The sequence below is a fragment of the Acetobacter zythi genome (assembly GCF_963921165.1).
GTDB lineage: Bacteria > Pseudomonadota > Alphaproteobacteria > Acetobacterales > Acetobacteraceae > Acetobacter.
In genome coordinates this window covers 46,722-70,697 of record NZ_CAWUEO010000045.1, presented here as the reverse complement: position 1 = coordinate 70,697, position 23,976 = coordinate 46,722, and the positions used below count along the sequence as shown (strand labels likewise).

The 23,976-nt window shown below is 61.3% G+C and carries 23 protein-coding genes and 1 tRNA gene; 17 read left to right on the top strand and 7 right to left on the bottom strand.

Translation table 11 applies throughout. From position 1 onward, the window contains the following. Positions 1 to 168 precede the first annotated feature (168 nt). From AABE20_RS12390 to AABE20_RS12340, 11 genes are all read left to right on the top strand, one after another. Positions 169 to 570, top strand: coding sequence for a VOC family protein (locus tag AABE20_RS12390; RefSeq protein WP_338333349.1), 402 nt, complete (start codon positions 169 to 171; stop codon positions 568 to 570). 128 nt (positions 571 to 698) lie between these two features. Further along, the gene (dapF, locus tag AABE20_RS12385; protein ID WP_338333348.1) at positions 699 to 1,514 is read left to right on the top strand and encodes a diaminopimelate epimerase; all 816 of its coding nucleotides are present in this window, start codon (positions 699 to 701) and stop codon (positions 1,512 to 1,514) included. Then, positions 1,511 to 2,758, top strand: coding sequence for a tRNA (N(6)-L-threonylcarbamoyladenosine(37)-C(2))-methylthiotransferase MtaB (gene mtaB, locus AABE20_RS12380; RefSeq protein WP_338333347.1), 1,248 nt, complete (start codon positions 1,511 to 1,513; stop codon positions 2,756 to 2,758). Before dapF ends, mtaB begins: the two co-directional genes overlap by 4 nt. A gap of 1 nt (position 2,759) precedes the next feature. Continuing rightward, positions 2,760 to 3,689, top strand: coding sequence for a signal recognition particle-docking protein FtsY (gene ftsY / locus AABE20_RS12375; protein ID WP_338333346.1), 930 nt, complete (start codon positions 2,760 to 2,762; stop codon positions 3,687 to 3,689). A gap of 120 nt (positions 3,690 to 3,809) precedes the next feature. After that, the gene (locus tag AABE20_RS12370) at positions 3,810 to 4,115 is read left to right on the top strand and encodes an AtpZ/AtpI family protein (protein ID WP_338333345.1); all 306 of its coding nucleotides are present in this window, start codon (positions 3,810 to 3,812) and stop codon (positions 4,113 to 4,115) included. A 49-nt stretch (positions 4,116 to 4,164) separates the two neighbouring features. Next, positions 4,165 to 4,914: a F0F1 ATP synthase subunit A gene (locus tag AABE20_RS12365; RefSeq protein ID WP_338333344.1), complete on the top strand. Its 750-nt coding sequence runs from the start codon at positions 4,165 to 4,167 to the stop codon at positions 4,912 to 4,914. Between the two features lie 52 nt (positions 4,915 to 4,966). After that, positions 4,967 to 5,191, top strand: coding sequence for an ATP synthase subunit C family protein (locus tag AABE20_RS12360; protein ID WP_025828682.1), 225 nt, complete (start codon positions 4,967 to 4,969; stop codon positions 5,189 to 5,191). A gap of 28 nt (positions 5,192 to 5,219) precedes the next feature. Beyond that, positions 5,220 to 5,822: a F0F1 ATP synthase subunit B family protein gene (locus tag AABE20_RS12355; protein ID WP_086639466.1), complete on the top strand. Its 603-nt coding sequence runs from the start codon at positions 5,220 to 5,222 to the stop codon at positions 5,820 to 5,822. Between the two features lie 33 nt (positions 5,823 to 5,855). Beyond that, positions 5,856 to 6,350: a F0F1 ATP synthase subunit B gene (atpF, locus tag AABE20_RS12350; RefSeq protein ID WP_408740950.1), complete on the top strand. Its 495-nt coding sequence runs from the start codon at positions 5,856 to 5,858 to the stop codon at positions 6,348 to 6,350. Between the two features lie 27 nt (positions 6,351 to 6,377). After that, positions 6,378 to 7,151 (top strand): glycosyltransferase, encoded by a 774-nt coding sequence (locus AABE20_RS12345; RefSeq protein WP_338333342.1) that lies wholly within the window; start codon positions 6,378 to 6,380, stop codon positions 7,149 to 7,151. Next, positions 7,145 to 8,845, top strand: a complete 1,701-nt coding sequence (locus AABE20_RS12340) for an ArnT family glycosyltransferase (RefSeq protein ID WP_338333341.1) — start codon at positions 7,145 to 7,147, stop codon at positions 8,843 to 8,845. The genes AABE20_RS12345 and AABE20_RS12340 overlap by 7 nt, the downstream gene beginning before the upstream one ends. 199 nt (positions 8,846 to 9,044) lie before the next feature. Here the strand turns inward: AABE20_RS12340 and AABE20_RS12335 are convergent. Beyond that, positions 9,045 to 9,120: transfer RNA gene (locus tag AABE20_RS12335), tRNA-Thr, on the bottom strand. A 349-nt stretch (positions 9,121 to 9,469) separates the two neighbouring features. Here AABE20_RS12335 and AABE20_RS12330 point away from each other — a divergent pair. The 5 genes from AABE20_RS12330 (at position 9,470) to AABE20_RS12310 (ending at position 14,441) form a co-directional block, all read left to right on the top strand. After that, positions 9,470 to 10,948 (top strand): paraquat-inducible protein A, encoded by a 1,479-nt coding sequence (locus AABE20_RS12330; protein ID WP_338333340.1) that lies wholly within the window; start codon positions 9,470 to 9,472, stop codon positions 10,946 to 10,948. Beyond that, the gene (locus AABE20_RS12325; protein WP_338333339.1) at positions 10,945 to 12,651 is read left to right on the top strand and encodes a PqiB family protein; all 1,707 of its coding nucleotides are present in this window, start codon (positions 10,945 to 10,947) and stop codon (positions 12,649 to 12,651) included. Before AABE20_RS12330 ends, AABE20_RS12325 begins: the two co-directional genes overlap by 4 nt. A 4-nt stretch (positions 12,652 to 12,655) precedes the next feature. Further along, positions 12,656 to 13,363 (top strand): PqiC family protein, encoded by a 708-nt coding sequence (locus AABE20_RS12320; protein WP_338333338.1) that lies wholly within the window; start codon positions 12,656 to 12,658, stop codon positions 13,361 to 13,363. 56 nt (positions 13,364 to 13,419) lie between these two features. Next, a complete protein-coding gene (locus AABE20_RS12315) occupies positions 13,420 to 13,542 on the top strand; it encodes a hypothetical protein (protein ID WP_338333337.1) in 123 nt (40 codons plus the stop codon). Positions 13,543 to 13,658: 116 nt separating this feature from the next. Next, positions 13,659 to 14,441 (top strand): acetoin reductase, encoded by a 783-nt coding sequence (locus AABE20_RS12310; protein WP_338333336.1) that lies wholly within the window; start codon positions 13,659 to 13,661, stop codon positions 14,439 to 14,441. 114 nt (positions 14,442 to 14,555) lie between these two features. On the opposite strand, the gene purF is transcribed toward AABE20_RS12310, so the two are convergent. From purF to metH, 4 genes are all read right to left on the bottom strand, one after another. Further along, the gene (purF, locus tag AABE20_RS12305) at positions 14,556 to 16,043 is read right to left on the bottom strand and encodes an amidophosphoribosyltransferase (protein ID WP_338333335.1); all 1,488 of its coding nucleotides are present in this window, start codon (positions 16,041 to 16,043) and stop codon (positions 14,556 to 14,558) included. Between the two features lie 46 nt (positions 16,044 to 16,089). Beyond that, entirely contained in the window at positions 16,090 to 16,614 is a 525-nt protein-coding gene (locus AABE20_RS12300) for a CvpA family protein (protein WP_338333334.1), read from the bottom strand. Between the two features lie 66 nt (positions 16,615 to 16,680). Further along, the gene (locus tag AABE20_RS12295) at positions 16,681 to 17,010 is read right to left on the bottom strand and encodes a phosphoribosyl-ATP pyrophosphatase (RefSeq protein WP_338333333.1); all 330 of its coding nucleotides are present in this window, start codon (positions 17,008 to 17,010) and stop codon (positions 16,681 to 16,683) included. A 47-nt stretch (positions 17,011 to 17,057) separates the two neighbouring features. Then, entirely contained in the window at positions 17,058 to 20,564 is a 3,507-nt protein-coding gene (gene metH / locus AABE20_RS12290) for a methionine synthase (RefSeq protein WP_338333332.1), read from the bottom strand. On the opposite strand from metH, the gene AABE20_RS12285 reads away from it, so the two are divergent. Beyond that, on the top strand, positions 20,563 to 21,051 hold the full coding sequence (locus AABE20_RS12285) for a hypothetical protein (protein WP_338333331.1): 489 nt from the start codon (positions 20,563 to 20,565) through the stop codon (positions 21,049 to 21,051). The genes metH and AABE20_RS12285 overlap by 2 nt on opposite strands. Before the next feature lie 66 nt (positions 21,052 to 21,117). Here AABE20_RS12285 and AABE20_RS12280 read toward each other — a convergent pair whose 3' ends face one another. Continuing rightward, positions 21,118 to 22,221 carry a flagellin gene (locus AABE20_RS12280; RefSeq protein WP_338333330.1) on the bottom strand — a complete coding sequence of 368 codons (1,104 nt, stop codon included), beginning with the start codon at positions 22,219 to 22,221 and terminating at the stop codon, positions 21,118 to 21,120. Between the two features lie 26 nt (positions 22,222 to 22,247). Then, entirely contained in the window at positions 22,248 to 23,843 is a 1,596-nt protein-coding gene (gene flgK / locus AABE20_RS12275) for a flagellar hook-associated protein FlgK (protein WP_338333329.1), read from the bottom strand. Between the last annotated feature and the right edge of the window lie 133 nt (positions 23,844 to 23,976).

Genomic DNA, 23,976 nt, shown 5'->3' with positions numbered 1-23,976 from the left:
TTTCTGGCAAGTGTTACGCGGGAACCTGTTTTAATCAGAACCATTTTAGCCCCCCTTTAGTAAAGAGAGGCGTGCTTAAAAAATAATTTCAGAACAAACGCGCTTGCCGTTAAAGAAGGCGCAATAGAGTTTGAAAAAAACAGAGCATTGGGGAAAAGGAAGTCCTTTATGGCCAGAATGATCCACAGCATGCTGCGTGTGCTGGATGAACAGAAATCTGTCGCTTTTTATGCCGCAACACTGGGCCTTGCCCCGGTGGGCCGCTTTGAGTTTGACAGTTTTACACTGGTGTATCTGGCTAATGATGAGCAGAGTTTTGAACTGGAGCTGACCATCAACCATGGCCGCACGGACCCCTACGCACTGGGGGACGGGTACGGGCATCTGGCTGTTTCGGTGGCGGATGTGGTGGCCGAACACGCGCGCATGCAGGCCGCGGGCCACCCGGTCACACAGGTCAAAACCTTGCAGCATGCGGGTACGGTGCTGGGGCAGTTCTTCTTCCTGACCGACCCGGACGGATACAGGATTGAGGTGCTCCAGCGCGGTGCTCCGGGCCGCTTTGTTTAACACGTAGGCCAGACACACAGGCCGGGACAGCAGGCCGCCCGCCATGCTATGCCTGTTCGGGCCAGCAGGCGCTCACCCGTGCGGGTGGGGCATGGCATCTGGGTCTGAATTGGCATATAAGGCGCGCAATGCTGACCTCTTTTTACAAAATGCACGGTCTGGGGAATGACTTTGTCATCCTCGACGCGCGGACAGGCGCGCTCCCCCTGACCCCCGGCCGCATTGCCGCTCTGGCGCACCGCCGCCGGGGTATTGGCTGCGACCAGCTTGTAACCCTGCACCCCCCCACGGCACCGGGGGCGGATGTGCTGGTGCGCTTTTTTAACCCCGATGGGTCAGAGGCGGGGGCCTGCGGCAATGCCTCGCGCTGTGTGGCCGACCTTGTGTGGCGCCAGACAGGCAATGCGACCCCCGTGCTGCAAACCAGTGCGGGCGTGCTGCCCACCCACCGCACACCCGACGGGCTGGTTACGGTGGATATGGGTGCCCCCCGCACCCACTGGCAGGAGGTGCCGCTGGCTGCGGCGGTGGATACTCTGCACCTGCCCCTGCCGGGCGACCCGGCGGCGGCCTCCATGGGCAACCCGCACGCCACGTTCTTTGTGTCCGACTTTGCCATGCTCGCGCAGGGGCACGCGCTGGAACATGACCCCATTTTTCCCGAACGCGCCAATATCGGCTTTGCCCGCATGGACGGGCCTGAGCACATGCGCCTGAAGGTGCATGAACGCGGTGCGGGTGTGACCGAGGCCTGTGGGTCGGGGGCCTGTGCCGCCGTGGTCAACGCCGTGCGGCGCGGGCTTGCCGCACGCACCTGCACGGTGGAGCTGGATGGGGGCACCTTGCGCATTACATGGTCGGAGCAGACCAACCATGTGCTTATGACCGGCCCCGCCACCACCGCGTTTGAAGGGACGGTCGATCTGGCCGCCTATCCATCATGACCACCCGGCCCGAAATCCTGACCTTTGGCTGCCGCCTGAACACGTGGGAGAGCGAGGTCATGCGTGACCACGCGCAGGGGTTGGGCAACGTGATCATTGTCAACACCTGCGCCGTTACGGGCGAGGCGGAGCGGCAGGCAAGGCAGGCCATCCGCCGCGCCCACCGCGAAAACCCCGATGCCCGCATTGTGGTGACCGGCTGCGCCGCCCAGATCCACCCCGAAAACTGGTCCACCCTGCCCGGTGTCACCCGTGTTCTGGGGAATGAGGAAAAGCTGAAGGCCGAAAGCTGGTCCCCCGCGGCACTGGCCGAACCCGTGGCCGTGTCCGACATTATGGCGGCAAGGGAGACGGCGGCCCATCTGGTCACCGAGTTTGCCGGGCGCACCCGTGCGTTTGTGCAGGTGCAGCAGGGGTGCGACCACCGCTGCACCTTCTGCATTATCCCCTTCGGGCGCGGGCCTTCGCGCTCGGTGCCGGTCGGGGCTGTGGTGGAGCAGGTGCGCGCACTGGTGCAGTCCGGCTACCGCGAGGTTGTGCTGACCGGCGTGGACATGACCTCCTGGGGGGCGGACCTGCCGGGCAAGCCCGTGCTGGGGCAGTTGTGCCGCCGCGTGCTGCGGCTGGTGCCAGAACTGGAGCGGCTGCGCCTGTCCTCGGTCGATCCGGTGGAAATAGATGAGGACATCTGGCAACTGCTGGAGGCGGAACCACGGTTCATGCCTTATCTGCATCTTTCGTTGCAGGCAGGCTCGGACCTTATTCTCAAACGCATGAAGCGCCGCCACCTTGTGCAGGACGCAGCCCATGTTGTGGCGCGCGCGCGCAGCCTGCGGCCCGATATTGGCATAGGTGCGGACCTGATTGCGGGCTTCCCCACCGAGGATGACGCCCTGTTCGAGCAGACGCGCGCCTTTGTGGCGGACATGGCCCTGCCTTACCTGCATGTGTTCCCCTACAGCGAGCGTGAGGGCACGCCAGCGGCCCGTATGCGTGCGGTGCCGGTGCCCCAGCGCAAGGCCCGTGCGGCCAGCCTGCGGGCGGTGGGGGCCGCATCGGCTGCGCGGTACTACGCAAGCCTGCTGGGCCAGCCCCAGCGTGTGCTGATGGAAACCCCCACAACAGGACATAGCGAGCAGTTTGCACCAGTCCGCCTGACCGGGGCCGATGCCACGGTGGGGGAAATTCTCTCCCTTCTGCCTGTTGCGGTGGAAGAGGGCGGACTGGTGGCGGAAAGGATCTAGAATGGCGCTTGGTTTTTTCTCCCGTCTCAAGGAGGGGCTGTCCCGCTCCACCCAAAAGCTGGGTGGCGGGCTTACGGGTATTTTTACCCGCCGTAAACTTGATGACGAAGCGCTGGAGGAGCTGGAGGACCTGCTGATTACCGCAGACCTTGGCCCCGGCGTTGCGCAACGGGTGATCGAGTCCTTCCGCTCCTCCCGCTTTGGCACCGAGGTCACGGATGAGGAAATCCGGCTGGCACTGGCGGAGGAAATTGCCGGTATTCTGGAACCCGTAGCCATACCGTTTGCGCCAGACCCCGCCCACAAGCCCCATGTTGTGCTGGTTGTGGGGGTCAATGGCGTGGGCAAGACCACAACCATTGGCAAAATGGCGCGCTTTTTTTCCGACCGTGGCAGCAAGGTCATGATGGTGGCGGGCGATACGTTCCGCGCCGCCGCCGTGGAGCAGCTCCAGATCTGGGGCGAGCGCACGGGGTGCCCGGTTATTGCAGGCCCACCGGGGGCGGATGCCGCGGGCCTTGCGTATGAGGCCCTCAAGCGTGGCAAGACCGAGGGGGCGGACCTTCTGTTTGTGGATACGGCAGGGCGTCTGCACAACAAATCGGCCCTGATGGAAGAGCTGGCAAAAATTATTCGCGTCATGCGCAAGTTTGACGAGAGCGCGCCCCATTCGGTGCTGCTGGTGCTGGATGCGACCACGGGGCAGAACGCAGTGGAGCAGGTGCGGGTTTTTCGCGAACTTGTGAACGTGAGCGGGCTGGTGGTGACCAAACTGGACGGCTCGGCCCGTGGCGGCATTGTTGTGGCGCTGGCCGATGGGTTCGGCCTGCCGGTGCACGCCGTGGGTGTGGGCGAACAGGTAGAGGATCTGCGGCCTTTTTCCGCTATGGACTACGCGCGCGGGCTGGTCGGCCTGCCCGGAACAGAGTGATCGGCGGGGTGGCGCAAATGCCGCGGAGCAATATTTTGGACCACAAGCCTGCTAAGGTTTCTTGACAGGATATGGTAGCCCCGTTAGCAAGCGCCTGCACCCCCATGGGAGGTGCGAGGTATGCGTGAGGAAAAAAACGATTCCTTTAACGCCAGATTGCAGTCGGCAGAGCGCCGTTACGGTCTGGTCAAGGAGGAAAAACCACCCGTTGATGCAAATATGGAGGCCGACAGGTCCCTTGCTGCATTGGCGTTCAGGGCCGGGACAGAAATGATCGCGGGGCTGATTGTGGGGGTTGCCATAGGGTGGGGGCTGGATCACTGGCTCCATACACGGGCGTTGTTCCTTGTCATCTTCGCGCTGTTGGGTGGTAGCGCCGGAATGCTGAATGTTTGGCGTCTGGTCAGGACGATGGACGTAAAGTAAGAAGCTGAAGCCCGAAGGTCGATTCGGGGCAAGGTCTAGGAGAGCGGTTGTGGCGGGCGGTTCCAGCATTAACGTACTTGAACAGTTTGAGCTCCACCCCGTTCTTGGCGGGCTGGGCGAGGCCCTGCGCTTCAGCCAGTCCCCGCTGTATATGATCGCGGCAGTCTGTCTGGTTCTTGCGTTCCTGTATTTTGGCATGCGCCCCGCAGCGGTGGTGCCCGGTCGCCTGCAGGCCGCGGCAGAAGTCTGCTACGAATTCATTCACAACATGGCCGTGGATACAATCGGGCCAGAAGGTGCAGCCTTCTTCCCGTTCGTGTTCACCCTGTTCTTCTTCATTCTGGCGGGGAACTACATCGGGCTTTTGCCGTTCTCCTTCACCTTCACCAGCCACATTGCCGTCACCTTCGCCATGGCGTTCATGGTGTTCCTGCTGACGGTTGTTGTTTCGCTCAAGGTGCAGGGTCTGCGGTTTTTTGCACACTTCATGCCGGATGGCGCCAGCCCCTTTCTGGCGCCCCTGCTGATCCCGATCGAGATTCTCTCGTTCCTCTCCCGCCCGGTGAGCCTCTCCATCCGACTGTTCGCCAACATGGTGGCCGGACACGTCATGTTCGATATTTTCGCAAGCTTTGTTGTCATGCTCGCCAGTTTTGGCGTAGTGGGTGACGTGTTTGCGATCGGGCCGATCGCTATTAACGTGGCGCTTATGGCTCTTGAGTTGCTTGTTGGGGTCTTGCAAGCCTATGTGTTTGCCATCCTGACGTGCATCTACCTGCGGGAGGCCGTGGCTCACTGAGCTGCTTTGCCCGTTTCGTTTGAAACTGTCTTGAAACAAGGAAGTGACTGATATGGACATCGCTGCAGCCCGGGAAATCGGTGCAGGTATCGCCGTTATCGCCCTCGCCGGCGTTGGTATCGGCCTCGGCAACATCTTCTCCACGCTGGTCAGCAGCATTGCCCGTAACCCGGCGGCTCGCCCGCACGTGTTCGGTCTGGGCATGCTCGGCTTCGCACTGACAGAAGCTATCGCCCTGTTCGCGCTGCTGATCGCATTCCTGATCCTCTTCGTCTGAGATCGGGAAAACAAGAGGAGACATTCCTGTGGGTGTGATTACGAAGACAGTTCGTGCCGGACTGCTTGCAACGGTTTGCGGCGTTTCTTTGCTGGCCGTTTCGGCACCTGGTGCATACGCCACGGGAATGCCTCAGCTTGACTTTGCCAACCCACTTGTGACCGGTCAGGTCATGTGGGGGGCAATTATTTTCTTCGTCTTCTATCTTGTTCTCAGCAAGGCCATGCTGCCGGGTGTTGCCCGCGTTCTGCATGACCGTAGCCAGCGCATTACAGGTGACCTTGAGGTCGCCCGGTCCGCTAAACAGGATGCTGACAAAGCCGTAGCCGAACTCCAGCAGGCCCGCAAAGATGCCATGGCGGAAGCCCAGGCGCATCTTCAGAAGGTTCTGGACGAGGAACACCGTGCGGCTGACCAGCAGATGCAGGAAATTAACGCACGTCTGGCGTCTGAAATAGCGGATGCCGAAAAGAACGTTGCGGCAGAAAAAGCGCGGGCCTTGAGCGCGCTTAAAGAAATTGCGGCCGATACCACTCAGGCGCTGGTCCAGCGGCTGACGGGTGTTGTGCCAGACGCCCAGCTTGTTGCCCGGAATGTTGAAAGCGCGTCAGCGCATCGCAGCATCATCTGATCCGTTCTCAGGGGAATTTTGGTCATGACTGACATTTTTCATGTAGCGGGTTTCTGGGTCGCTGTATCGTTTGTTCTGTTCTTTGTGCTGGCCGGTAAAAAGCTGTGGACGCCAATCGCGGCCATTCTGGATAGCCGCGCCAACCTGATCCGTGAGGAACTGGACGAAGCAGCCCGCCTGCGCCGCGAAGCCGAGCAGATGCTCGAAGACGCAACGCGTGAGCGTGAACAGGCTCTGGCGGAAGCCAAGTCCCTTATCGAGCAGTCCCGCATTAAAGCGGACGAAATGGCCAAACAGGCCCGTGCCGAAGCCGAAGCCGCCGTGCGCCGCCATGAACAGATGGCCCGTGACCGGATTGCAGCGGTTGAACGCGCAGCGGTCAAGGAAGTGCGCCAGCTTGCCATTGATGTGGCAGTCAACGCGGCCCACAGCATTATCCCCCAGACCATTGATGAGCAGAAAGCCTCCGCACTGGTCGATCAGGCGCTGGCTGACCTGCCTGCGGCGTTCTCCCGTCAGGCAGCCTAGGCTCATTTCCCTTCAGGGTTCATATGTATGACACAAACGGTGCAAACCTCTGTGTCGCAGGCAAACGATGTTCAGCCCGAGCTGAGCATCGTTATTGCTGTTCTGGACGAGCAGGATAACCTGCCGCAGGTCTGCCGCGAACTGGCCGAAGCCTGCCAGAGCCTTCCTCCGTCCGAGGTTGTGTTTGTCAATGATGGCAGCCGGGACAACACGGTAGCGGTCCTCCGCCAGCTCCGGCGCGACTGCCTGCCAAACCTGCGCATTCTCTCGCACGATCATTGCTGCGGTAAGTCTGCGGGCCTGCGCACGGGCATTACAGCCGCCAAAGGCCAGTGGATTGCCACGATTGATGGCGATGGGCAGGACGACCCGCGTGAGCTGATCGCGCTGCTGGCGCTGGCGCTGGCACAGGCGGCCAAGGGGCCACCACCGCTTGTGGTGGGGGTGCGCGCCAAACGTAAGGATGGCTGGTCCCGCCGGTTTGCCACGCGCTTTGCCAATGGCCTGCGCCAGAAGCTGCTACAGGACCATTGCCCGGATACGGGTGCCCCGATCAAAATTTTTCGGCGTGAGGATTTTTTGCGCCTGCCCCAGTTTGAAGGGCTGCATCGCTTCCTGCCCGCGTTTTTTGCATCCTATGGGGTACCGCTGGTGTGCCACCCGGTCTCGCACCGGCCAAGGCTGCATGGGCAGTCCAAATACACCAATTTTAACCGGGCCGTGGTTGGGGTCCGGGACCTGCTGGGCGTTATGTGGCTGCGCAACCGCACCCGGCTGCCCCAAACGGTTGATGAATGCTAAGGCCCGTACGCAGCACACAGTCTTTACCCCTGCGTGTGTTGCTGCTGATCGGTCTGGCGGCCTTTGTGCTGTTTCTGCCCGGCCGCATGACCACGCCCCCGTTTGATCGGGACGAACCACGCTACATGGAAGCATCGGCCCAGATGCTGGAGACGCACAATTATATAGATGTGCGTTTTCAGGATAAGCCGCGTTACCTCCAGCCCGCTGGTATTTACTGGCTGGAGTCTGTGGCGGTTAAGGCCGTAGGCATGGACTACGCCCGCAGTGTTTGGCCGTACCGTATTCCCTCCCTGCTCGCCATGACCGCCGCCGTGGTGCTGACTGCCGTTATGGGGGCCAGCCTGTTTGGCCCCATGGCCGGGGTGGGGGCTGCGGTCCTGCTGATGGCCAGCGTGCTGGTTACGGCAGAAAGCCGGATGGCTACCATCGATTCCTGCCTGTTGCTGAGTGTGCTTGTCGCCCAGTGTGCACTGGTGCGCGCGCTGGCGGACCGGGATGCGGGGCGCACAACCCCCGTAGGCACAGCCCTGATGTTCTGGGGGGCCGTGGGCTGTGGGCTTATGCTCAAGGGGCCGGTTATTCTTATTCCCTCCCTTGCAACACCGCTGGCTCTGGGGTGGGTGGAGCGCAACCTTGACGTGTGGCGCAGGCTGCGCCCGGCATGGGGCTGGCTTGTGGCCGCTATTGTGGTGCTGCCGTGGTGCATTGCCATTGGGGTTGTCAGCCACGGGGAGTTTTTTCGGCGCTCGGTGGGGGTGAACTTTCTGGGCAAGGTGGCTTCCGGGCAGGAGGCGCATGGCCTGCCGCCGGGTTACCATCTGCTTGTGTTCCTTATTGCGTTCTGGCCCGGTTCCTATTTTGCCGCCAGTGTGTCGCCGCAGGTCTGGCGGGAGCGGCGGACCCTGCCGGTGCGCTACCTGTTGTGCTGGATTGTGCCGCACTGGGTGGTGTTTGAAAGTATAGCGACCAAGCTCCCCCATTACGTGCTGCCCACATACCCCGCTCTTGCCATGCTCACTGCGGGGCTGCTGGCGCAAAGTGGCGTTGTGTGGCGCAATGGCCCGCACACGCGCTGGGGCCGACTGCTGCTTGGGGCCTATGCCGTGCTGTGGGGTTTTGTGGGCTGCGCGCTGGCTGCTGCGGGGCCAGTGCTGTTGTGGACGCTGGAACACCAGTTTTACGCCCCTGCTTTGGTGCTGGCCGGGGGCGTGCTGCCACTGGTCGGGTTGGCCGTGTGGCAGATTTGGCGCGCGGAGTTGTGCTACGCGGCCCTGAGTAGCTGTGTTGCGGCGGCCTTGCTGTATGTGGGTCTGTTTACCGTGGTTGTGCCGCAGTTGCGGAGTATCTGGCTTGCTCCCCGTTTGGTGGAACTGGTGAACGCACACAAGCCCTGCGCACAGACTCAGGTTTATTCCGTCTCCTTTACCGAACCCAGTCTGGTGTTTTTGATCGGGGGTAAGGTGGTGCTGGGGAGTGCGGCACAGGCCGCGCAGGCCCTGCGTGAGCACCCGGCCTGCACGGCGGCGCTGGTGGATGTGCGCGAGCGCAAGGCGTTTATGGATGCGCTGGGGGCGGATGGGCCAAAGGTGCGCAGCCGTGGCACGGTTGCGGGGCTGAACTATTCCAACGGCCACGCTATGGCGATCAGCCTGTACACGCTGGAGGCACCGGCGGCAGACCGGGCGCACTGACCCTTGGCCTCTGCGCCTTCTTGCAAGGGGGCAGCACCGCTTGATCCTGTATAAAAGAACCCATAACAACCGTGCCGCTCTTGCGGCTGCGGCATGGCGCGTAGGATAAGGGGATTTCCCTCTTGCGGCATGGCGCGTCAGACGCGCGCGATGGACCACAGGCCTGATCCAAACTCTATGACAATTTTGGGAAAAAGGGTGGTGCCCGCTGACGGATTCGAACCATCGGCCCCATCATTACGAATGATGTGCTCTACCAACTGAGCTAAGCGGGCACAGTACTGTGTGCGGAAGGGTGGTTATCATGATCACCCCTACCATGCAACACCCAATGCGGGGGGAAAAGCGGTTCCATGCCCCAATATCCGCTGTATTGGGCGGTTTTTGCTGCCCAGAGCGTGGGAGCGGGGGCTGTGTGCTGGCCAGTGCTCCCCCGCAGGTGGCCAGAACGCACCCCGGTAATGGGCTGGCAGGGGAAGGGCAAAGCCGCGCCCATGCACCAGTGTGCCGTGGCCAGATAACGCACAGGCCGGACAGAAGCGTTGGGCGCAGGTCTGTATGGCAGGGGTGCCATACGGTTTTTTCAGTTACAGGGGGGGCGGTTGGTATTAAGACTATAACGTGATGAACGTAACGCAAGTCATGGCCCTGCTGCGGGAGGCCCTGTTTCCGGGGCAGGATGTGCCTGTGGATGAGGAACGGCACGCCCGGCTGTTGCGCGGGGTGGTGGAATGCCCGTGCTGCGGGCATTACCAGATTCTGCCAGAGCTTGCTCCGGGTACACAGGCGCGCTGCTGCCGGTGCAACCAGTTGCTGGACAGGCGCAACCGCACATCCCCCATCGCCACACCGCTGGCCTTCTGCATTAGTTCGGCAGCGCTTTACCTTGCCATGCTGGCCTCCACACTCATGATGCTGGACCTGTATGGCCGCCAGCGCACGGTCAATATTCTGACCGGCCCGATTGAGTTGCTGCATGAAGGCTGGGGCGAGGTGGGTGTGCTGGTGGCCATTGCCACCATTATTGTGCCCGGTCTGGTTATTGGCATGATGCTGTCCATTCTGGTGGGGGCGTTGCAGCCCAAACTGCCCTTCTGGGTGCCGCATATGCTCAAATGGTACGAACGCCTGCGCCCGTGGTCCATGGTGGAGGTGTATATTCTGGGCGTGTTCGTGGCCTACACCAAACTGTCCGATCTGGCGTATGTGCAGATCGGGGCGGCGGTGTTTCTGGTTTCGGGGCTTATGCTCACCATGTCCGCCACCGATGCCACGCTGGATACGGAGCTGATCTGGGAGCGCAGGCAGACCGACCGCAGCCTGCGCCGTATGGACAACAAACGCATCCGCCTGACGTGTGAAAGCGTGGAGCGCACAACGCCCCTGCCGCCGCCCTCCCACATGGCGTCGTGCCTGTCCTGCGGGGCGGTTCTGGCGTTTGAGGAGGCCATGCCCACGACCGAGGCACTGGGCTTCTGCCCGCGTTGTGGCCATGTGCTGCACCGCCGCAAGCCCAATGGCCGCATGCGCGCGCTGGCCCTGCTTATTTCCGCCGTGGTGTTCTACCTGCCTGCCAATATCTACCCGGTTATGACCGTTATCCGGCTGGGTGGGGGCACGGGGCACACCATTATAGAAGGGGCGGTGGAACTGTGGGAGGACGGGATGATCCCGCTCTCGCTGCTGGTGTTGTTTGCCAGTGTGACCGTGCCCGTGCTCAAGATTTTTGGTCTGCTGTTCATGCTCTTTACCACATGGCGGCGCTCGGGCCGCTGGCTGGTGGTGCGGACCAGACTGTACCGTGTGATCGACGTGATCGGCCGGTGGTCCATGATCGATGTGTTCATGGTGTCCATTCTGGTGGCCATGGTCCGTTTTAACAGCATGGCCAGCATTACGGCCAATGGGGGCATGGTCTGCTTTGCCGCCGTTGTGGTGCTGACCATTTTTGCGGTGCATGCCTTTGACCCCCGCGTTATGTGGGATGTTGTGGGCGATAATGACACACAACAGGACTGCGGCCTTGCCGGTCGGGGCGCACCCGCCCCCGCGCCGCAGACAACTGCCGCGTATTTGAACAATATGGAGCCGGACAGGGCGTGAACGACAGGCACAATTCTCCAAAACATGGTGAACGTGACAATCAGGATGCGCTGGTGCGCAGGATCCGGTTTTCCATCATCTGGGTTATTCCTATTGTTTCGGTGCTGATTGCGGGCTTTCTGGTCTGGCGCAGTTTTATGGATAACGGGCCGGAAATTACCGTTATTTTTGATACAGCCGACGGCCTGACCAGTGGGCAGACACAGGTTAAAAACAAGTCCGTGGTGCTCGGAACGGTGCAGAACATCTCCCTCACCCCCGACCTGCGCCATGTTCGTGTGCTCATCCGCATGAACAAGGGCACCAACGATATGCTCACCGACAAGGCCCGGTTCTGGGTTGTGCGCCCGCGCATTAACGGGGCCAGCATTACCGGGCTGGAAACGCTTATGTCGGGGGCCTACATAGCCTTTGACCCCGGACTGGACGAAAATGGCCACACATCCGGCCAGCATGTGGACCAGTTCGAGGGGCTGGAGGCGCCGCCGGGCATGCGCTCGGACCAGCCGGGCCAGACCTATACGCTGGTGGCCAATAATATTGGCTCCATCGGGCAGGGCGCTCCGGTCTTTTTCCGCGATGTGGATGTGGGGGAAGTGCTGGGCTACACCATGCCACCGGGCGGGCGTGGGCCGGTGCTGATCCAGATTTTTGTCAAAGAACCCTATGACCATTACCTGAACGGGACCACACGCTTTTGGAACGTCTCTGGCGTTAAGGTGGGTTTTGGCGCAGGTGGGCTTAAGGTGCAGTTGCAGTCGTTGCAGGCGCTGTTCTCTGGTGGGGTGGCCTTTGGTCTGCCCCCGCTGGACGAAGGCAAACCCCAGCGTGACCTGCCCATGGCCGCAGCCAACACGGTGTTCAAGCTCTATGAGAGCGAGGAAGATGCCCAGAACGCCGGGTACCATGAGCGCGTGCCACTCGCCACGTATCTGACCTCCTCCGTCAAGGGGCTGGCTCCGGGGGCCGAGGTCAGCATGTTTGGGATTCAGGTGGGCAACGTGACCAGTGTCAAGCTGGACATGACCTCCACCCCCGGCCACCCGCGTGTGCGGATTGGTATGGAAATCCAGCCCGAACGTGTGATGACCTCCAAGGAACTGTCGCATGAGGAAGTGACAGACATGCTGCGCACACTGGTGGCCAACGGCCTGCGTGCCTCCACCGACAGCGCCAGCCTGTTAACGGGTGAGGGCCTGATCTCGCTCAACTTTGTCAAGAACGCAGCCAAGGCCACCACCAGCATGGAGGGGACAACACTTGTTATCCCCGGTCAGCCGGGGGGTATGGGCGGGATTATGGAATCCGTTTCCACCCTGACCGAACGTCTGGCGGCCATGCCGTTTGAGCAGATTGGCACCAACGCCAACAACCTGCTGGCCCATGCGGATGAAACGCTGAGCAGCCCGGATGTCAAACAGTCTCTGGCCAGCCTGCGCGTGTCCATGCAGCATTTTCAGGCGCTTACGCAGGACCTGCAAAAAGGGCTGGCCCCGCTCAGCCAGCGCCTGCCCGCCATGGCCGAACAACTGGACCAGATGCTCCACAACGCCAACCGCCTGCTGGCAAGTTACGGTGGCAACAGCGACTTCAAGCGCAGCCTTCAGGCCATGGTCATCCAGCTTGGGCAGACCGCGCGCTCGCTGCGCTTTTTGTCCGACTTCCTGACCAACCACCCCTCCGCGCTGATATCGGGACGATAAGATCATGGCTCGCGTTAAACCTTACGGACTGGCTGGGGCTGGTCTTTCCCGCCGTAATGTTCTGGCTGGTGGGGCCTCCTTGGGGCTTATGGCGCTTACCCTTACGGGCTGCGCCAGCAGCGGGGCCGCACTTTACACGCTGGCGGTTGTGCCGGGGCAGCCCCTTGCCGGTGGCCCGCGCTATGTGGAGGTGCGCCTGCCCAGCATTGCCTCCGGTCTGGACCGGGACCGCATTGTAACGGCTGATAGTGGCTACAGGCTGAGCGTTTCCACCTCCGATGCATGGAGCGATTCCCTTGCAAGCCAGATTGGCCACGCATTGGCGGGGGATCTGGCCCAGCGCCTGCCCGGCACGGGCGTGTTTGTGGAAAACGATGCCGCCGCCGCCGACCCGCAGGTATATGTGGACCTTTCGGTCAGCCGCTTTTCCACCGGGCCGTCTGGCAATGTGGAGCTGGATGCCATGCTCTCCGTCCAGCCTGCGGCGGCAGGTGCGCCTTATGGGCAGGGTACGCTCCAGCGTATCAGCCTGAGTGGTGGCCCCGGTGGCAGCACCATGACCATGGTGCAGGGGCTGAGCCAGCTTTTGGGGCAACTGGCGGATGTGGCCGCCGGGCAGATCCGGCTGCTCCCGCCCGATGCCCCCAACGCCACGGCCGCCACCGCAGCACAGGATACCGCCCGTCCCGTCCCACAGGCGCACTCCAAATAAAGGGTGCCCCATGCCCGCAGGATGGCCGGATAGGCCACGCTCTGCGGGTATGGGGCATGGCCGGACTGGCCCATGGCGGCGGGGTATTGCCTGAGGTCGATCCGTTGCCCATGATCAAAGGGCCTTTCCCCGGCCTGCCCGGCGTTTTACGGTCCGTCCAACCCGGTATGGCGGCATAAGTCCGCATAAAAGCCAGCCTTTGCACCAGCCGTGCGAAGGCTCTTTTTTTGGTGATGGCTTTTTTTTGTTATTGCACTACGCTCGCCTCGTTTCTCATCACATGCGAGAGGTCCTCATGGCGGATATTACAGGAAAAGTGGCGCTGGTTACGGGTGGCGGTCAGGGCATTGGCCGTGGCATTGCCCTGCGGTTGGCCAAGGATGGCGCAGACATTGCTCTGGTGGACATCCGCGAGGATCGTCTGGAAGGCGTGGTTAAGGAAATTGAGGCTCTGGGCCGCAAGGCGACCAGCTTTGTTGCCGATATTGGCGACCGCGCACAGGTGGCTGCCGCCATTGACCATGCGGAAAGCACGCTGGGCAGTTTTGACATTATGGTCAACAACGCCGGTATTGCCCAGATCAAGCCGCTGGCCGATGTGACCCCCGAGGAAGTCCAGCGTATTTACCGCATTAACGTGGAAGGCACGTTGTGGGGTATCCAGCTTGCCGCCGCCAAGTTTATTGCGCGCAAGAGCCGCGGCAAAATCATTAACGCCTGTTCCATTGCCGGGCACGAGGGCTACGCCATGCTGGGGATTTATTCCTCCACCAAGTTTGCGGTGCGCGGGCTTACGCAGGCTGCGGCCAAGGAATATGCCTGCCACGGCATTAACGTAAACGCCTACTGCCCCGGTGTTGTGGGTACGGATATGTGGGTGGAAATTGACAAGGAGTTTGCCAAGCTGACCGGTGCCCCCGTGGGCGAGACCTACAAAAAGTTTGTAGACGGCATTGCCCTTGGCCGTGCGGAAACACCGGATGATGTTGCGGGTCTTGTCTCGTGGTTTGCTGGCCCGGATTCTGACTACGTAACCGGCCAGTCAATCCTGATTGATGGGGGCATGGTGTACCGCTAACGCGCAGCACCTAAGTTACCCAGTTATAAAAACCCCCGCCAGAGAGTGCTTCTGGCGGGGGTTTTTATCGTGTGGCCTCAAGCCGAGGCCATAGCCAAAGGCAGGCTGCGTGGCTCAGGCAGAGCCGGGGCCGTATTCGGCGTCGTGGTCCACCAGCGCAATGGGGTATTCGCCGGTAAAGCAGGCATCGCAGTAGGTGGAGCGGCTGGCCCCCCGGCTTTCATGCCCCATGGCGCGGTACAGGCCGTCGAGCGAGATAAAGGCCAGACTGTCCACACCAATCAGTTCGGCCATTTTTTGCAGGTCGTTCTGGGCGGCCAGCAGTTTGCTGCGCTCTGGTGTGTCTATCCCGTAAAAGCAGGAATGCTTGGTGGGGGGGGAGGAAATGCGCATATGCACCTCGCTCGCCCCGGCGGCGCGCACCATATCCACAATCTTGCGCGAGGTGGTGCCACGCACAATGGAGTCGTCCACCAGAATAACCCGCTTGCCGTCCAGAATGGGGCGGTTGGGCGAGTGCTTCATTTTAACGCCCAGATGCCGGATCTGGTCGGTGGGTTCAATAAAGGTGCGGCCAACATAGTGGTTGCGGATAATGCCCAGCTCGAACGGAATGCCGCTGGCCTCCGCATAGCCAATGGCCGAAGGCACGCCGGAGTCGGGTACGGGCACGACCACATCGGCCTCTACCCCGCTCTCATGGGCCAGTTCGCGCCCGATTTCCTTGCGCACGTTGTAGACCGGCAGGCCCTCAAGCACGGAATCGGGGCGGGCAAAGTAGATGTATTCAAACACACAGAAATGCGGCTGTGTATCCCCAAACGGGCGCAGGGAGCGCACACCGTCATCGTTGATCACAACCAGTTCGCCCGGCTCCACATCGCGCACGAATTCCGCGCCAATAATGTCCAGCCCGCAGGTTTCGGACGCCAGAACCCATGCGCCGTCCTTGCCGCCTTCACCGGGCAGTCTGCCCAGCACCAGCGGGCGCACGCCCATGGGGTCGCGCACACCGATCAGCGCATCCTGCGAGAGCACGACAAGCGAATACGCCCCCGTAACCCGCTTGAGCGCATCGATCAGCCGGTCTTCCACCGTGGCGTAGAGCGATATGGCAATCAGGTGGACGAACACTTCCGTATCCATGGTGGACTGGAACAGGCAGCCACGGCGGATCAGTTCACGGCGCAGGGTGTCCGCGTTGGTCAGGTTGCCGTTATGGGCTACGGCCAGACCACCAAACACGAACTCTGCAAACAGAGGCTGCACGTTGCGCAGCAGCGTGGCCCCTGTTGTGGCATAGCGGTTGTGGCCAATGGCGCGGGTGCCGGTCAGTGTGGCCATAACGCGCGAGTCACTGAACACATCGCCCACAAGGCCCAGACCACGGTGGGAGTTAAAGCGGCCATGGGCGGGGTCGAAGGAGACAATGCCCGCCGCTTCCTGTCCGCGGTGCTGGAGGGCGTGTAGCCCAAGGGTTGTAAGCGTTGCCGCGTCCTTGGCGTTCCATATGCCAAAAACGGCACATTCCTCTTGCAGGTGGTCCTCGTCCGCACGGACAGGATCAGGGAGGGAAACGGACGGCGTGGAATGGGGGTGCATAAGCGCGCAGGGCCTCCGCAAATGGCTGGTACTGGCCGTATGGGGATTACAAGGTGGCGTCATGACCTGTTGGACGCTTTGGCGCAACCCCTTTTGCGTCAAATTCAGCCAGATAAGGGTGGATATAGGTTGTGGCGGCGCGAATATAAGGGGTCAGTCGCCCATGCGCCTCTATGGCGGCCATGTCTTCTGGTTCCAAAAGCCATTGCCCGGCCATGAACAGCAACACCACCACGCACGCCCCCCGCGCCAGCCCGAACAGCCCGCCCAGCGTGCGGTCCAGCCCATCCAGCGGTGTTGCGCGCACCAGCCGCACCACCAGTGCGGCCAGCAGGTAACCCGCGACCAGAAAAAACAGCAGCACCAGCGCAAAGCTGGCCAGTTGCAACCCCGTGGGGGAGTGGATGAACCGCGCAAGCCAGGGCACGGGCACGGCATGGAAGCGAAAAGCCAGCACAAACGCCACAGCCCAGCTCAGCAGGCCCAGAGCAAGCTGCGTAAAGCCCCGCCACAGCCCATGCAGGGTGGAAAGGGCCACAATGGTGAGGGATATTGCATCTATGGCTGCCATGGGCGCAGGCTTACAGGCCCCCAAGGGGCGGAGGAAAGAGGGAAAAAAGCATAAAGCCCATGTAGCCTAGGGCAGCTTGCTGGTGGTCACGCGCCACGGCCTGCTGGAGGTGCCGTTTTTCTTTTTACGGTGGGGGGGCTGGTTGAGCTTGTGCAGCAGGTCGGACACTTCCACCCGGCGCAGCAGTTCGGTCCATACATCGGCTTCGTCCACGCCGTCCTGCACCCACATATGGCTCAGTGTTTGCAAGAACAGGGCGCTCTCGCGCACAAGGTCCGCGCGCCGGGCATCAATAAAAGCGGTTGTGCAGCCGGTCGCGTGCTGGCCCACCTGCATATACAGGTCCTTGCGTTCCTGAGTAAGCGGGGGGACCTGATGCGGGCGGGAATAGACCATTGTGGGATGATGCACAGCACCATCCCCGCTGGTCAATGCCCGGTCAATCAGATGGTAAAATATTTGGCGTGTTTGTTCGTGATCACCAGTGCCGAGGTGGACTGCTCGGGGTGGAGCTGGTCTCCATCGGTCAGGGATACGCCAATACGCCCGGCGTCGAGCAGGGCGAGAATACTGCTCTGTTCCTCCAGCCGGGGGCAGGCGGGGTAGCCGAACGAATAGCGCGACCCACGATAGCCCTGCTGGAGCAGGTCCTCCATGTTACGCGGGTCTTCTGCGGCAAAGCCCAGCTCGGCACGGATGCGCTTGTGGGTGTATTCGGCCATGGCTTCGGCCATCTCGACCGAAAGCCCGTGCAGGTAGAGGTAATCCTGATAGCGGTTTTCCTCAAACCAGTCGCGGGCAATGTCGGATGCCTTCTGCCCTACGGTCACAACCTGTAGGCCCACCACATCGCGCTCGGGGTCGTTTATGTCGCGCACAAAGTCGGCAATGCACTCGCCATCCGCGCGGGGCTGGCGGGGCAGGGCAAAGCGGGCGACCTCGGTTGTGCCATCGGGTTCAAACAGAACAAGGTCGTTGCCATCGCCTGCGGCCTTCCAGTAGCCGTAGCAGGCCTGTGGCTTGAGAATCTGCTTATCCGCAGCCAGCTTGAGCATACGCTGCAAAATGGGCCGTAGTTCCTGCCGCGCCCAGACCAGAAACTCCTCCAGGGAGCGGCCCTGCTTACGGAACCCCCACTGGAACTGGTACAAAGCGCGTTCGTTCAGGAACGGCAGAATGGCTTCTGGCGTGGCTTCCAGCACCTTGGCTCCCCAGAACGGGGGGGTAAGGCGGGGTTCATCCGCGTTCATGCGCGCACGGCGGGTGGCAACTTCGGCTTTGTCCACAGGGCCGTAGCCGCGTGTTTCCGCAGCCTCTGGCGTGCGGGCGTTCTTGCGGGTGGCCTTGCCCTCGCGCCGTTTCTGAATGGCGGCCAGATACCCGTCAAACCCGTTCTGGGCGATCTGGTCCATCAGGGTCAGGCCATCAAACGCATCGCGCGCATAGGCCACGCGGCCGGTGGCGCCGTAGGCGGCCACGCAGTCTTCTTCCACGTAGTTGCGGGTCAGGGCGGCGCCACCGAGCAGCACGGGGGTCTCCAGCCCTGCACGGGCAATTTCTTCCAGATTTTCGCGCATGATCACGGTGGATTTGACCAGAAGGCCGGACATGCCAATGGCGTCCGCCTGTTCCTTGCGGGCGGCGTCGATCATGTCCGCCACAGGCACCTTGATGCCAAGATTGACCACACGGTAGCCGTTGTTGGTCAGAATGATGTCCACAAGGTTTTTGCCAATGTCGTGCACATCGCCCTTGACCGTGGCCAGTACGATGGTGCCGCGCTGCTGGCCCTCGGCCCGCTCCATGTGCGGTTCCAGCCACGCCACGGCGGCCTTCATGGTTTCGGCGGATTGCAGCACAAAGGGGAGCTGCATTTTGCCCGCGCCAAACAGCTCGCCCACCACCTTCATGCCGTCCAGCAGCACGGTGTTGATGATGTCCAGCGGGGCCATGGTCTGCATGGCTTCTTCAAGGTCGGCTTCCAGCCCCTTGCGGTCGCCATCCACAATGCGGTCCTTCAGGCGTTCTTCCGCTGTTTCGGCCTGCTTGCGTTTGACCGCCTCAGACGCCTTGCGGTCTGCAAACAGGGCCAGCAGGGCCTGTAGGGGGTCGTAGTCCTCGGTCCGGCGGTCAAAGATCAGGTCTTCGGCCACCTTGACTTCTTCGGGGGCGATCAGGTGCAGCGGACGGATTTTGGAGACATGCACAATAGCCGCCGTCATGCCCGCCTTGACCGCGAGGTCGAGATACACCGAGTTCAGCACCGCGCGGGCGGCGGGGTTCAACCCGAAGGAGATGTTGGACAGGCCCAGCACGATCTGGATATCGGGGAAGGCATCGCGGATCATGCGAATCCCTTCCAGCGTCCACTGGCCCAGCTTGCGGTCGTCCTCCGCCCCGGTGGCGATGGTGAAGGTCAGCGGGTCGATCATCAGGTCCGACTGGGGCAGGCCGTATTTGTTGCACGCAAACTCCACCAGACGCGCGGCAATACGCAGCTTGTCCTCGGGTTTGCGGGCCATGCCCGCTTCATCAATGGTCAGGGCCACAACGGCCGCGCCAAACTTGCGCGCAAGGACCATGCGGTCGGCGGCGGGGCCTTCGCCATCTTCAAAGTTGATGGAGTTGATGATTGGCTTGCCGCCATGCAGCTTGAGTGCGGCTTCAATGACCGGTGTTTCGGTCGAGTCGATTACCAGTGGAGCGTTGACGGAGGAGGTGAAGCGTTTGATCACCTCGTCCATTTCCGCCCGCTCGTTGCGGCCGACAAAGGCGGTGCAGATGTCCAGCGCGTTGGAGCCTTCGCGCAGTTGCTCACGACCGACGGTAACGCAGCCGTCCCAGTCGTGGGCTTCTTGCAGTTCGCGCCATTTTTTGGAGCCGTTGGCGTTGCAGCGTTCCCCAATGGAAAAATATGCGTTTTCCTGCCGCAGGGGTACTTGCGAATACAGGCTGGCAACGGAGGGCACCCATACGGCGGTGCGCGCAACAGGGGCGGGGCGGTGGCGGCCCGTGGCCTGTGCCCGGCGGCGCAACATGGCGTCCAGTGCTGCAATATGGGGGGTGGAGGTGCCACAGCACCCGCCGGTCATGTTAATGCCGTCTTCTTGCACAAAGCGCTCGACCCATGTGGCCATGTCTTCGGGGCTGAGTGGGTAGTGTGTGGCGCCATCCACCAGTTCGGGCAGGCCCGCATTGGGCAGGACGGAAATCATACGCGGCCAGTTTTCGGCCAGCCAGCGCACATGCTCCGCCATTTCCTGCGGGCCGGTGGCGCAGTTCAGGCCGATCAGGTCCACATCCAGCGCGTTAATGACCGTAGCGGCGGCGGCAATGTCTGGCCCAACCAGCAGCGTGCCGGTGGTTTCCACCGTGACCTGCACAAAAATGGGTAGCTTTACGCCAGCCTCGGCGCGGGCAATTTTAACACCGTTGACCGCCGCCTTGATCTGGAGCGTGTCCTGGCAGGTTTCGATCAGCACCGCATCGACCCCGCCTTCAATCAGGCCACGGGTCTGCTCGGCAAGGGCTGCCTCCAGACTGTCGTAATCAATATTGCCAAGGGAGGGCAGCTTGGTGCCCGGCCCCATGGACCCCAGCACGTAGCGGTGGCGGCCATCGGCAAAGCTGTCTGCGGCCTCACGCGCCAGAATGGCGGAGGCACGGTTGATCTCACGCGTGCGATCGGTCAGCCCGAATTCGCCCAGCGTAATGGGGGAGGCGCCAAAGGTGTTGGTCTCCACCATATCGGCCCCGGCCTCAAAATACCCGCGATGGATCTCGCGGATCAGTTCAGGGCGTGACAGGGTCAGGACTTCGGTGCAGTTTTCCTGTCCCCAGTAGTCACGCTGGACATCAAGGTCGAGCATCTGGATGCGTGAACCCATCCCTCCATCACAGAGCAGAACCTGATCACGCAGGGCATCAAGAAGCGGCAGACGAGAAGACATGACAGCACAAGACCGAAACAGTGGGGGGGACAAGCCTCAGCCGCAGGATCGGGCCAAAGCCACATCCTTATTCCAGACAGAGGCAACCCTGTCCACCGCCATGCATGCCCCGCCGCAAATGCGTGGGGGGCGGGTTCCCCTTTTTGTGCTGGAGGATGCCCCCCAAGGCCCGCAATGGCGGCAAAGGGGAGGGGTTGTGTTTGCCAGTGCGCCCCCCACACCCGCACAGATGCACGGATGGTCCTGTGTGCTGGAATGGAGTGGCGCCACACCGGACGGGGGGATGCACGACAGGCATTGCCTGTGCTGTGTGGGGCGGGGTGGGTTGGACCAGTTTTTGCTCACACAGGCGCAGAGCCGCGTGCGCGGGGTGGGGGAGCCGCTGGAGGTTATGGTGGTGGTGTGTGCGCCAGAACTGGTGGGGGCGTATAAAACCCAGTTGAAAACCTCTGTTTTCCTGTCTGCTTTTTACGTGCTGCAACCTTAAAAAAAACAGCCTGATGGCGTGGGCCATCAGGCTGTTTGCAAACCGTTGGGCAAAGTGGTCGCGGGCTTACAGGTAGTTGGCCAGCGTCATGTTCTTCATGTCCGAGATCAGCATGAAAGAGGCCTTCAGGCTTGTCTGCACACTGGTGGTCTGAAGAGCGACCTTGGCAATATCGGTCGTGCGGGCATCGGAAAGCTGGGTGTTCAACGCGGTGGTCGTGTTGGTCAACAAGGTGGAGCGGGAGGTCAGCGCGTTCTGCTGCGCACCCACGGTTGTTTCCATGGTGATGATCTGGTTGGTTGTGTTGACCAGCGATGTATGGAGCTTGGTCACAAGGTCGGAATACCCGGTGCTGGTGGAGGACATGCCGTTCATGCCCGAAATCAGCATCATGTCACGCATCAGGTCCTTGATGGGCGAACCCGTGGAAGTGAGGCTGACATCCGACGTGTTGCCCTGTGTGGCCACAATGCCATACGTGGTGGATGCGCCGCTCCCTGTAACGGTGCTGGTCTGCTGGTCGCTGGCCTTGCTGAGGGAGGCTGTGCCATCCACGGAAGATGTGGTGGAAATGGTGGACGAGAAAATGGAATCGTCCCCGTTCATCAGGCTTGTGGCCGATTGCAGAACGCTCTCCACGCTTGACCCGGAGGCCAGAGCGGAAAGGGTGTTTGCAATGTTGGTGCTTGTCTGGCCGGTCGCTACGTCTGAGGGGTCTTTTACGGGGGCCTCGGTGGAGGTCGCCCCGGCAAAAACATAGCCCGAACCCGTGGAGGTATTAAGCGCGGTCGCGATCTGAGAAAGGGTGCTGGAGGCTTCCGATGCGGTGGTGGTAACGGTGGAGGCCTCGGTCGTGCCCGCAATGCCCAACAGGTTTGAAGCCATGGTCTGCGCGAGCGAGACAATCTGCTTGAGCGCTGTGGCCGTTACGGTCAGGCTGTTCTGGGCATTGGTAATGTTGGACTGCCATGCCGCGACCTGCGTGATCTTGGGGGTCAACTCAAACACGGTAGAGCGTGAGGTGCCAAGGCCCGCATAGGTTTCCGAGATAATGCCGTTGTTGGAGGTCTGCCACGCCAGAGTGGTCTGGGCGTTGGTCAGTTCCTGCACACCGGCGGAAAGAACGAGGCTTGCGGCACTTGCGCCATACTGCCCGATAGAAGTGCTCATATGAAAGTCTCCCCTTCTCTCAAGGCTTAGTTAATGGCGTCCAGAAGAGCGCTGAACATGGTCTGAACGGAAGAAATGATCTTGGCGTTGGCTGTGTAGGCATTTTGCAGCGCCACAATCTTGGACATTTCGTTATTCACGTTCACACCCGATACATTGGTCACCTTGCCGCTGATGGTGGTCTGCACCGCCGTGGCGTAGGTCAGGTTGGTGGTGGCCGTGCCAATGGTCGCCCCCTGATTGGAGGTCAGGGAGGTAGCCAGCGCCACCAGCCCCTGCGCGCCGCTATACCCCGTGGTCTGGGTGCCGTCCGGCCCCAGATCGGAGGTGGGGGAGTCCAGCGTGACAACGGTTCCGTCCGAGAGGGTGGTGGTGCCGCTGATATTGGTGCTGGATGTGCCAAAAGTGTCGCTCAGCACCTTGCTGATGGTGGTGACACTCCCGCTGGGCGCCAGCTTGGACGGTGTATCGGAGTAGGTGGCGTTAACGGAAATGGTGTTGGCCAGATTGGTCAACGAACTGTTCGACCCCGTGGTGGAAACGGCGACCGAGGTGTTGCCCGAGCCATCCGTGAACAGGGACATGCCAGCCGCCGTAAAGCGGTTGATTACGGTGGCGGAGAACGCGTTCAGCTGCGCCTGCATGGTGGGGTAGGTTGTGTCTCGCAGGGTAATGTTGGCCCCCAGCGTGCCACTGGTCATGTGGGACGTAATATCCGTGCTGGATGTATTGGTCTTGCCGTCCGCCACCGTAATGCCCGCAATGGCGGAATTGGTGGGGTCGCTCGAATCGTAATACATTTTGTCGGTAATGGTGGTGCTGGCCGTGCCGCCATTTGTGGCCGAAAGCGGCCATGTGTTGCTGGGCAGGGTCTGGGTGTTGTCGTTCAGGCCGATCTGGTCCGGGCGGGTCGGCAGCTTGGTGCCGTCCTCGGTGGTGACAACCATGTCGCCCTTGGAGGTTTCGGTAAATTTGACGCCCAGCTGGGTGGACAGGTCGTTCATGACCTGAAGGCGGCTGTTTTCAAGGCTGGACGTGTCCGAGCCAACAGCCTGCAACCCCATGATCTGCTTGGACAACTGGCCGATCTGCGTCAGGTCCTGATTGATGGTGGAGACCGTGGCAACAATGCCGTCCTCCGCCGTCTGGCGCTGCTGGGTGTAGGTGGAGGCCAGCGTGTGGATTGTATCGGTCAGGGACGAGGCGGCGGTAATGACGGCCGTCTGTGCCGAACTTTCCAGCGGGGTGGAGGTCAGGGAGGTCAGCGCGCTCTGCACATTGCCCAGTTCATCGGACAGGGTCTGGGTGGAGCCGGAATCGGATGAGGTGGACCCCTGAACGGACTCAACAGCAGCCAGAGAGTTGGACGAGGCGGTCAGCGCCGAGACCTTGGCGTTCTGGGTGTACAGCGAGGATTGCAGGTACGGGCTGACATTGACCACCGTCTGGCCAATGCGCACGCCGGTACCCTGATTGCCTGCAACAGCCGAGGTTACGCTGGCCGATTCGGAGGCATAGCCCGCAGTGCTGGAGTTGGCGACGTTCTGGGAGATGACGGAGTACTGGTATTCGATCCCGTTCAGCCCGCTCGAGGCTATTGATAGAGCTGATCCTAGATCCATTGTATTCCTCGTCCGTCCCGACGTATTTTGAAAATCTGATAATAAATAGCAGCCATTGGGCGGCAGTTAAAGAAGTCTTACGGCCCAATGGTTTTCAGAAGGTTAACGCAATCCGCAAAATATGCGCCAGCAG

Coding starts and splice junctions, on each gene's coding strand:
- AABE20_RS12390 (WP_338333349.1), top strand. CDS start 169: ATGGCCAGAATGATCCACAGCATGCTGCGTGTGCTGGATGAACAGAAA.
- dapF (WP_338333348.1), top strand. CDS start 699: ATGCTGACCTCTTTTTACAAAATGCACGGTCTGGGGAATGACTTTGTC.
- mtaB (WP_338333347.1), top strand. CDS start 1,511: ATGACCACCCGGCCCGAAATCCTGACCTTTGGCTGCCGCCTGAACACG.
- ftsY (WP_338333346.1), top strand. CDS start 2,760: ATGGCGCTTGGTTTTTTCTCCCGTCTCAAGGAGGGGCTGTCCCGCTCC.
- AABE20_RS12370 (WP_338333345.1), top strand. CDS start 3,810: ATGCGTGAGGAAAAAAACGATTCCTTTAACGCCAGATTGCAGTCGGCA.
- AABE20_RS12360 (WP_025828682.1), top strand. CDS start 4,967: ATGGACATCGCTGCAGCCCGGGAAATCGGTGCAGGTATCGCCGTTATC.
- AABE20_RS12345 (WP_338333342.1), top strand. CDS start 6,378: ATGACACAAACGGTGCAAACCTCTGTGTCGCAGGCAAACGATGTTCAG.
- AABE20_RS12340 (WP_338333341.1), top strand. CDS start 7,145: ATGCTAAGGCCCGTACGCAGCACACAGTCTTTACCCCTGCGTGTGTTG.
- AABE20_RS12330 (WP_338333340.1), top strand. CDS start 9,470: ATGAACGTAACGCAAGTCATGGCCCTGCTGCGGGAGGCCCTGTTTCCG.
- AABE20_RS12320 (WP_338333338.1), top strand. CDS start 12,656: ATGGCTCGCGTTAAACCTTACGGACTGGCTGGGGCTGGTCTTTCCCGC.
- AABE20_RS12315 (WP_338333337.1), top strand. CDS start 13,420: ATGGCCGGACTGGCCCATGGCGGCGGGGTATTGCCTGAGGTCGATCCG.
- AABE20_RS12310 (WP_338333336.1), top strand. CDS start 13,659: ATGGCGGATATTACAGGAAAAGTGGCGCTGGTTACGGGTGGCGGTCAG.
- purF (WP_338333335.1), bottom strand. CDS start 16,043: ATGCACCCCCATTCCACGCCGTCCGTTTCCCTCCCTGATCCTGTCCGT.
- AABE20_RS12300 (WP_338333334.1), bottom strand. CDS start 16,614: ATGGCAGCCATAGATGCAATATCCCTCACCATTGTGGCCCTTTCCACC.
- AABE20_RS12295 (WP_338333333.1), bottom strand. CDS start 17,010: ATGGTCTATTCCCGCCCGCATCAGGTCCCCCCGCTTACTCAGGAACGC.
- AABE20_RS12285 (WP_338333331.1), top strand. CDS start 20,563: ATGACAGCACAAGACCGAAACAGTGGGGGGGACAAGCCTCAGCCGCAG.
- metH (WP_338333332.1), bottom strand. CDS start 20,564: ATGTCTTCTCGTCTGCCGCTTCTTGATGCCCTGCGTGATCAGGTTCTG.
- AABE20_RS12280 (WP_338333330.1), bottom strand. CDS start 22,221: ATGAGCACTTCTATCGGGCAGTATGGCGCAAGTGCCGCAAGCCTCGTT.
- flgK (WP_338333329.1), bottom strand. CDS start 23,843: ATGGATCTAGGATCAGCTCTATCAATAGCCTCGAGCGGGCTGAACGGG.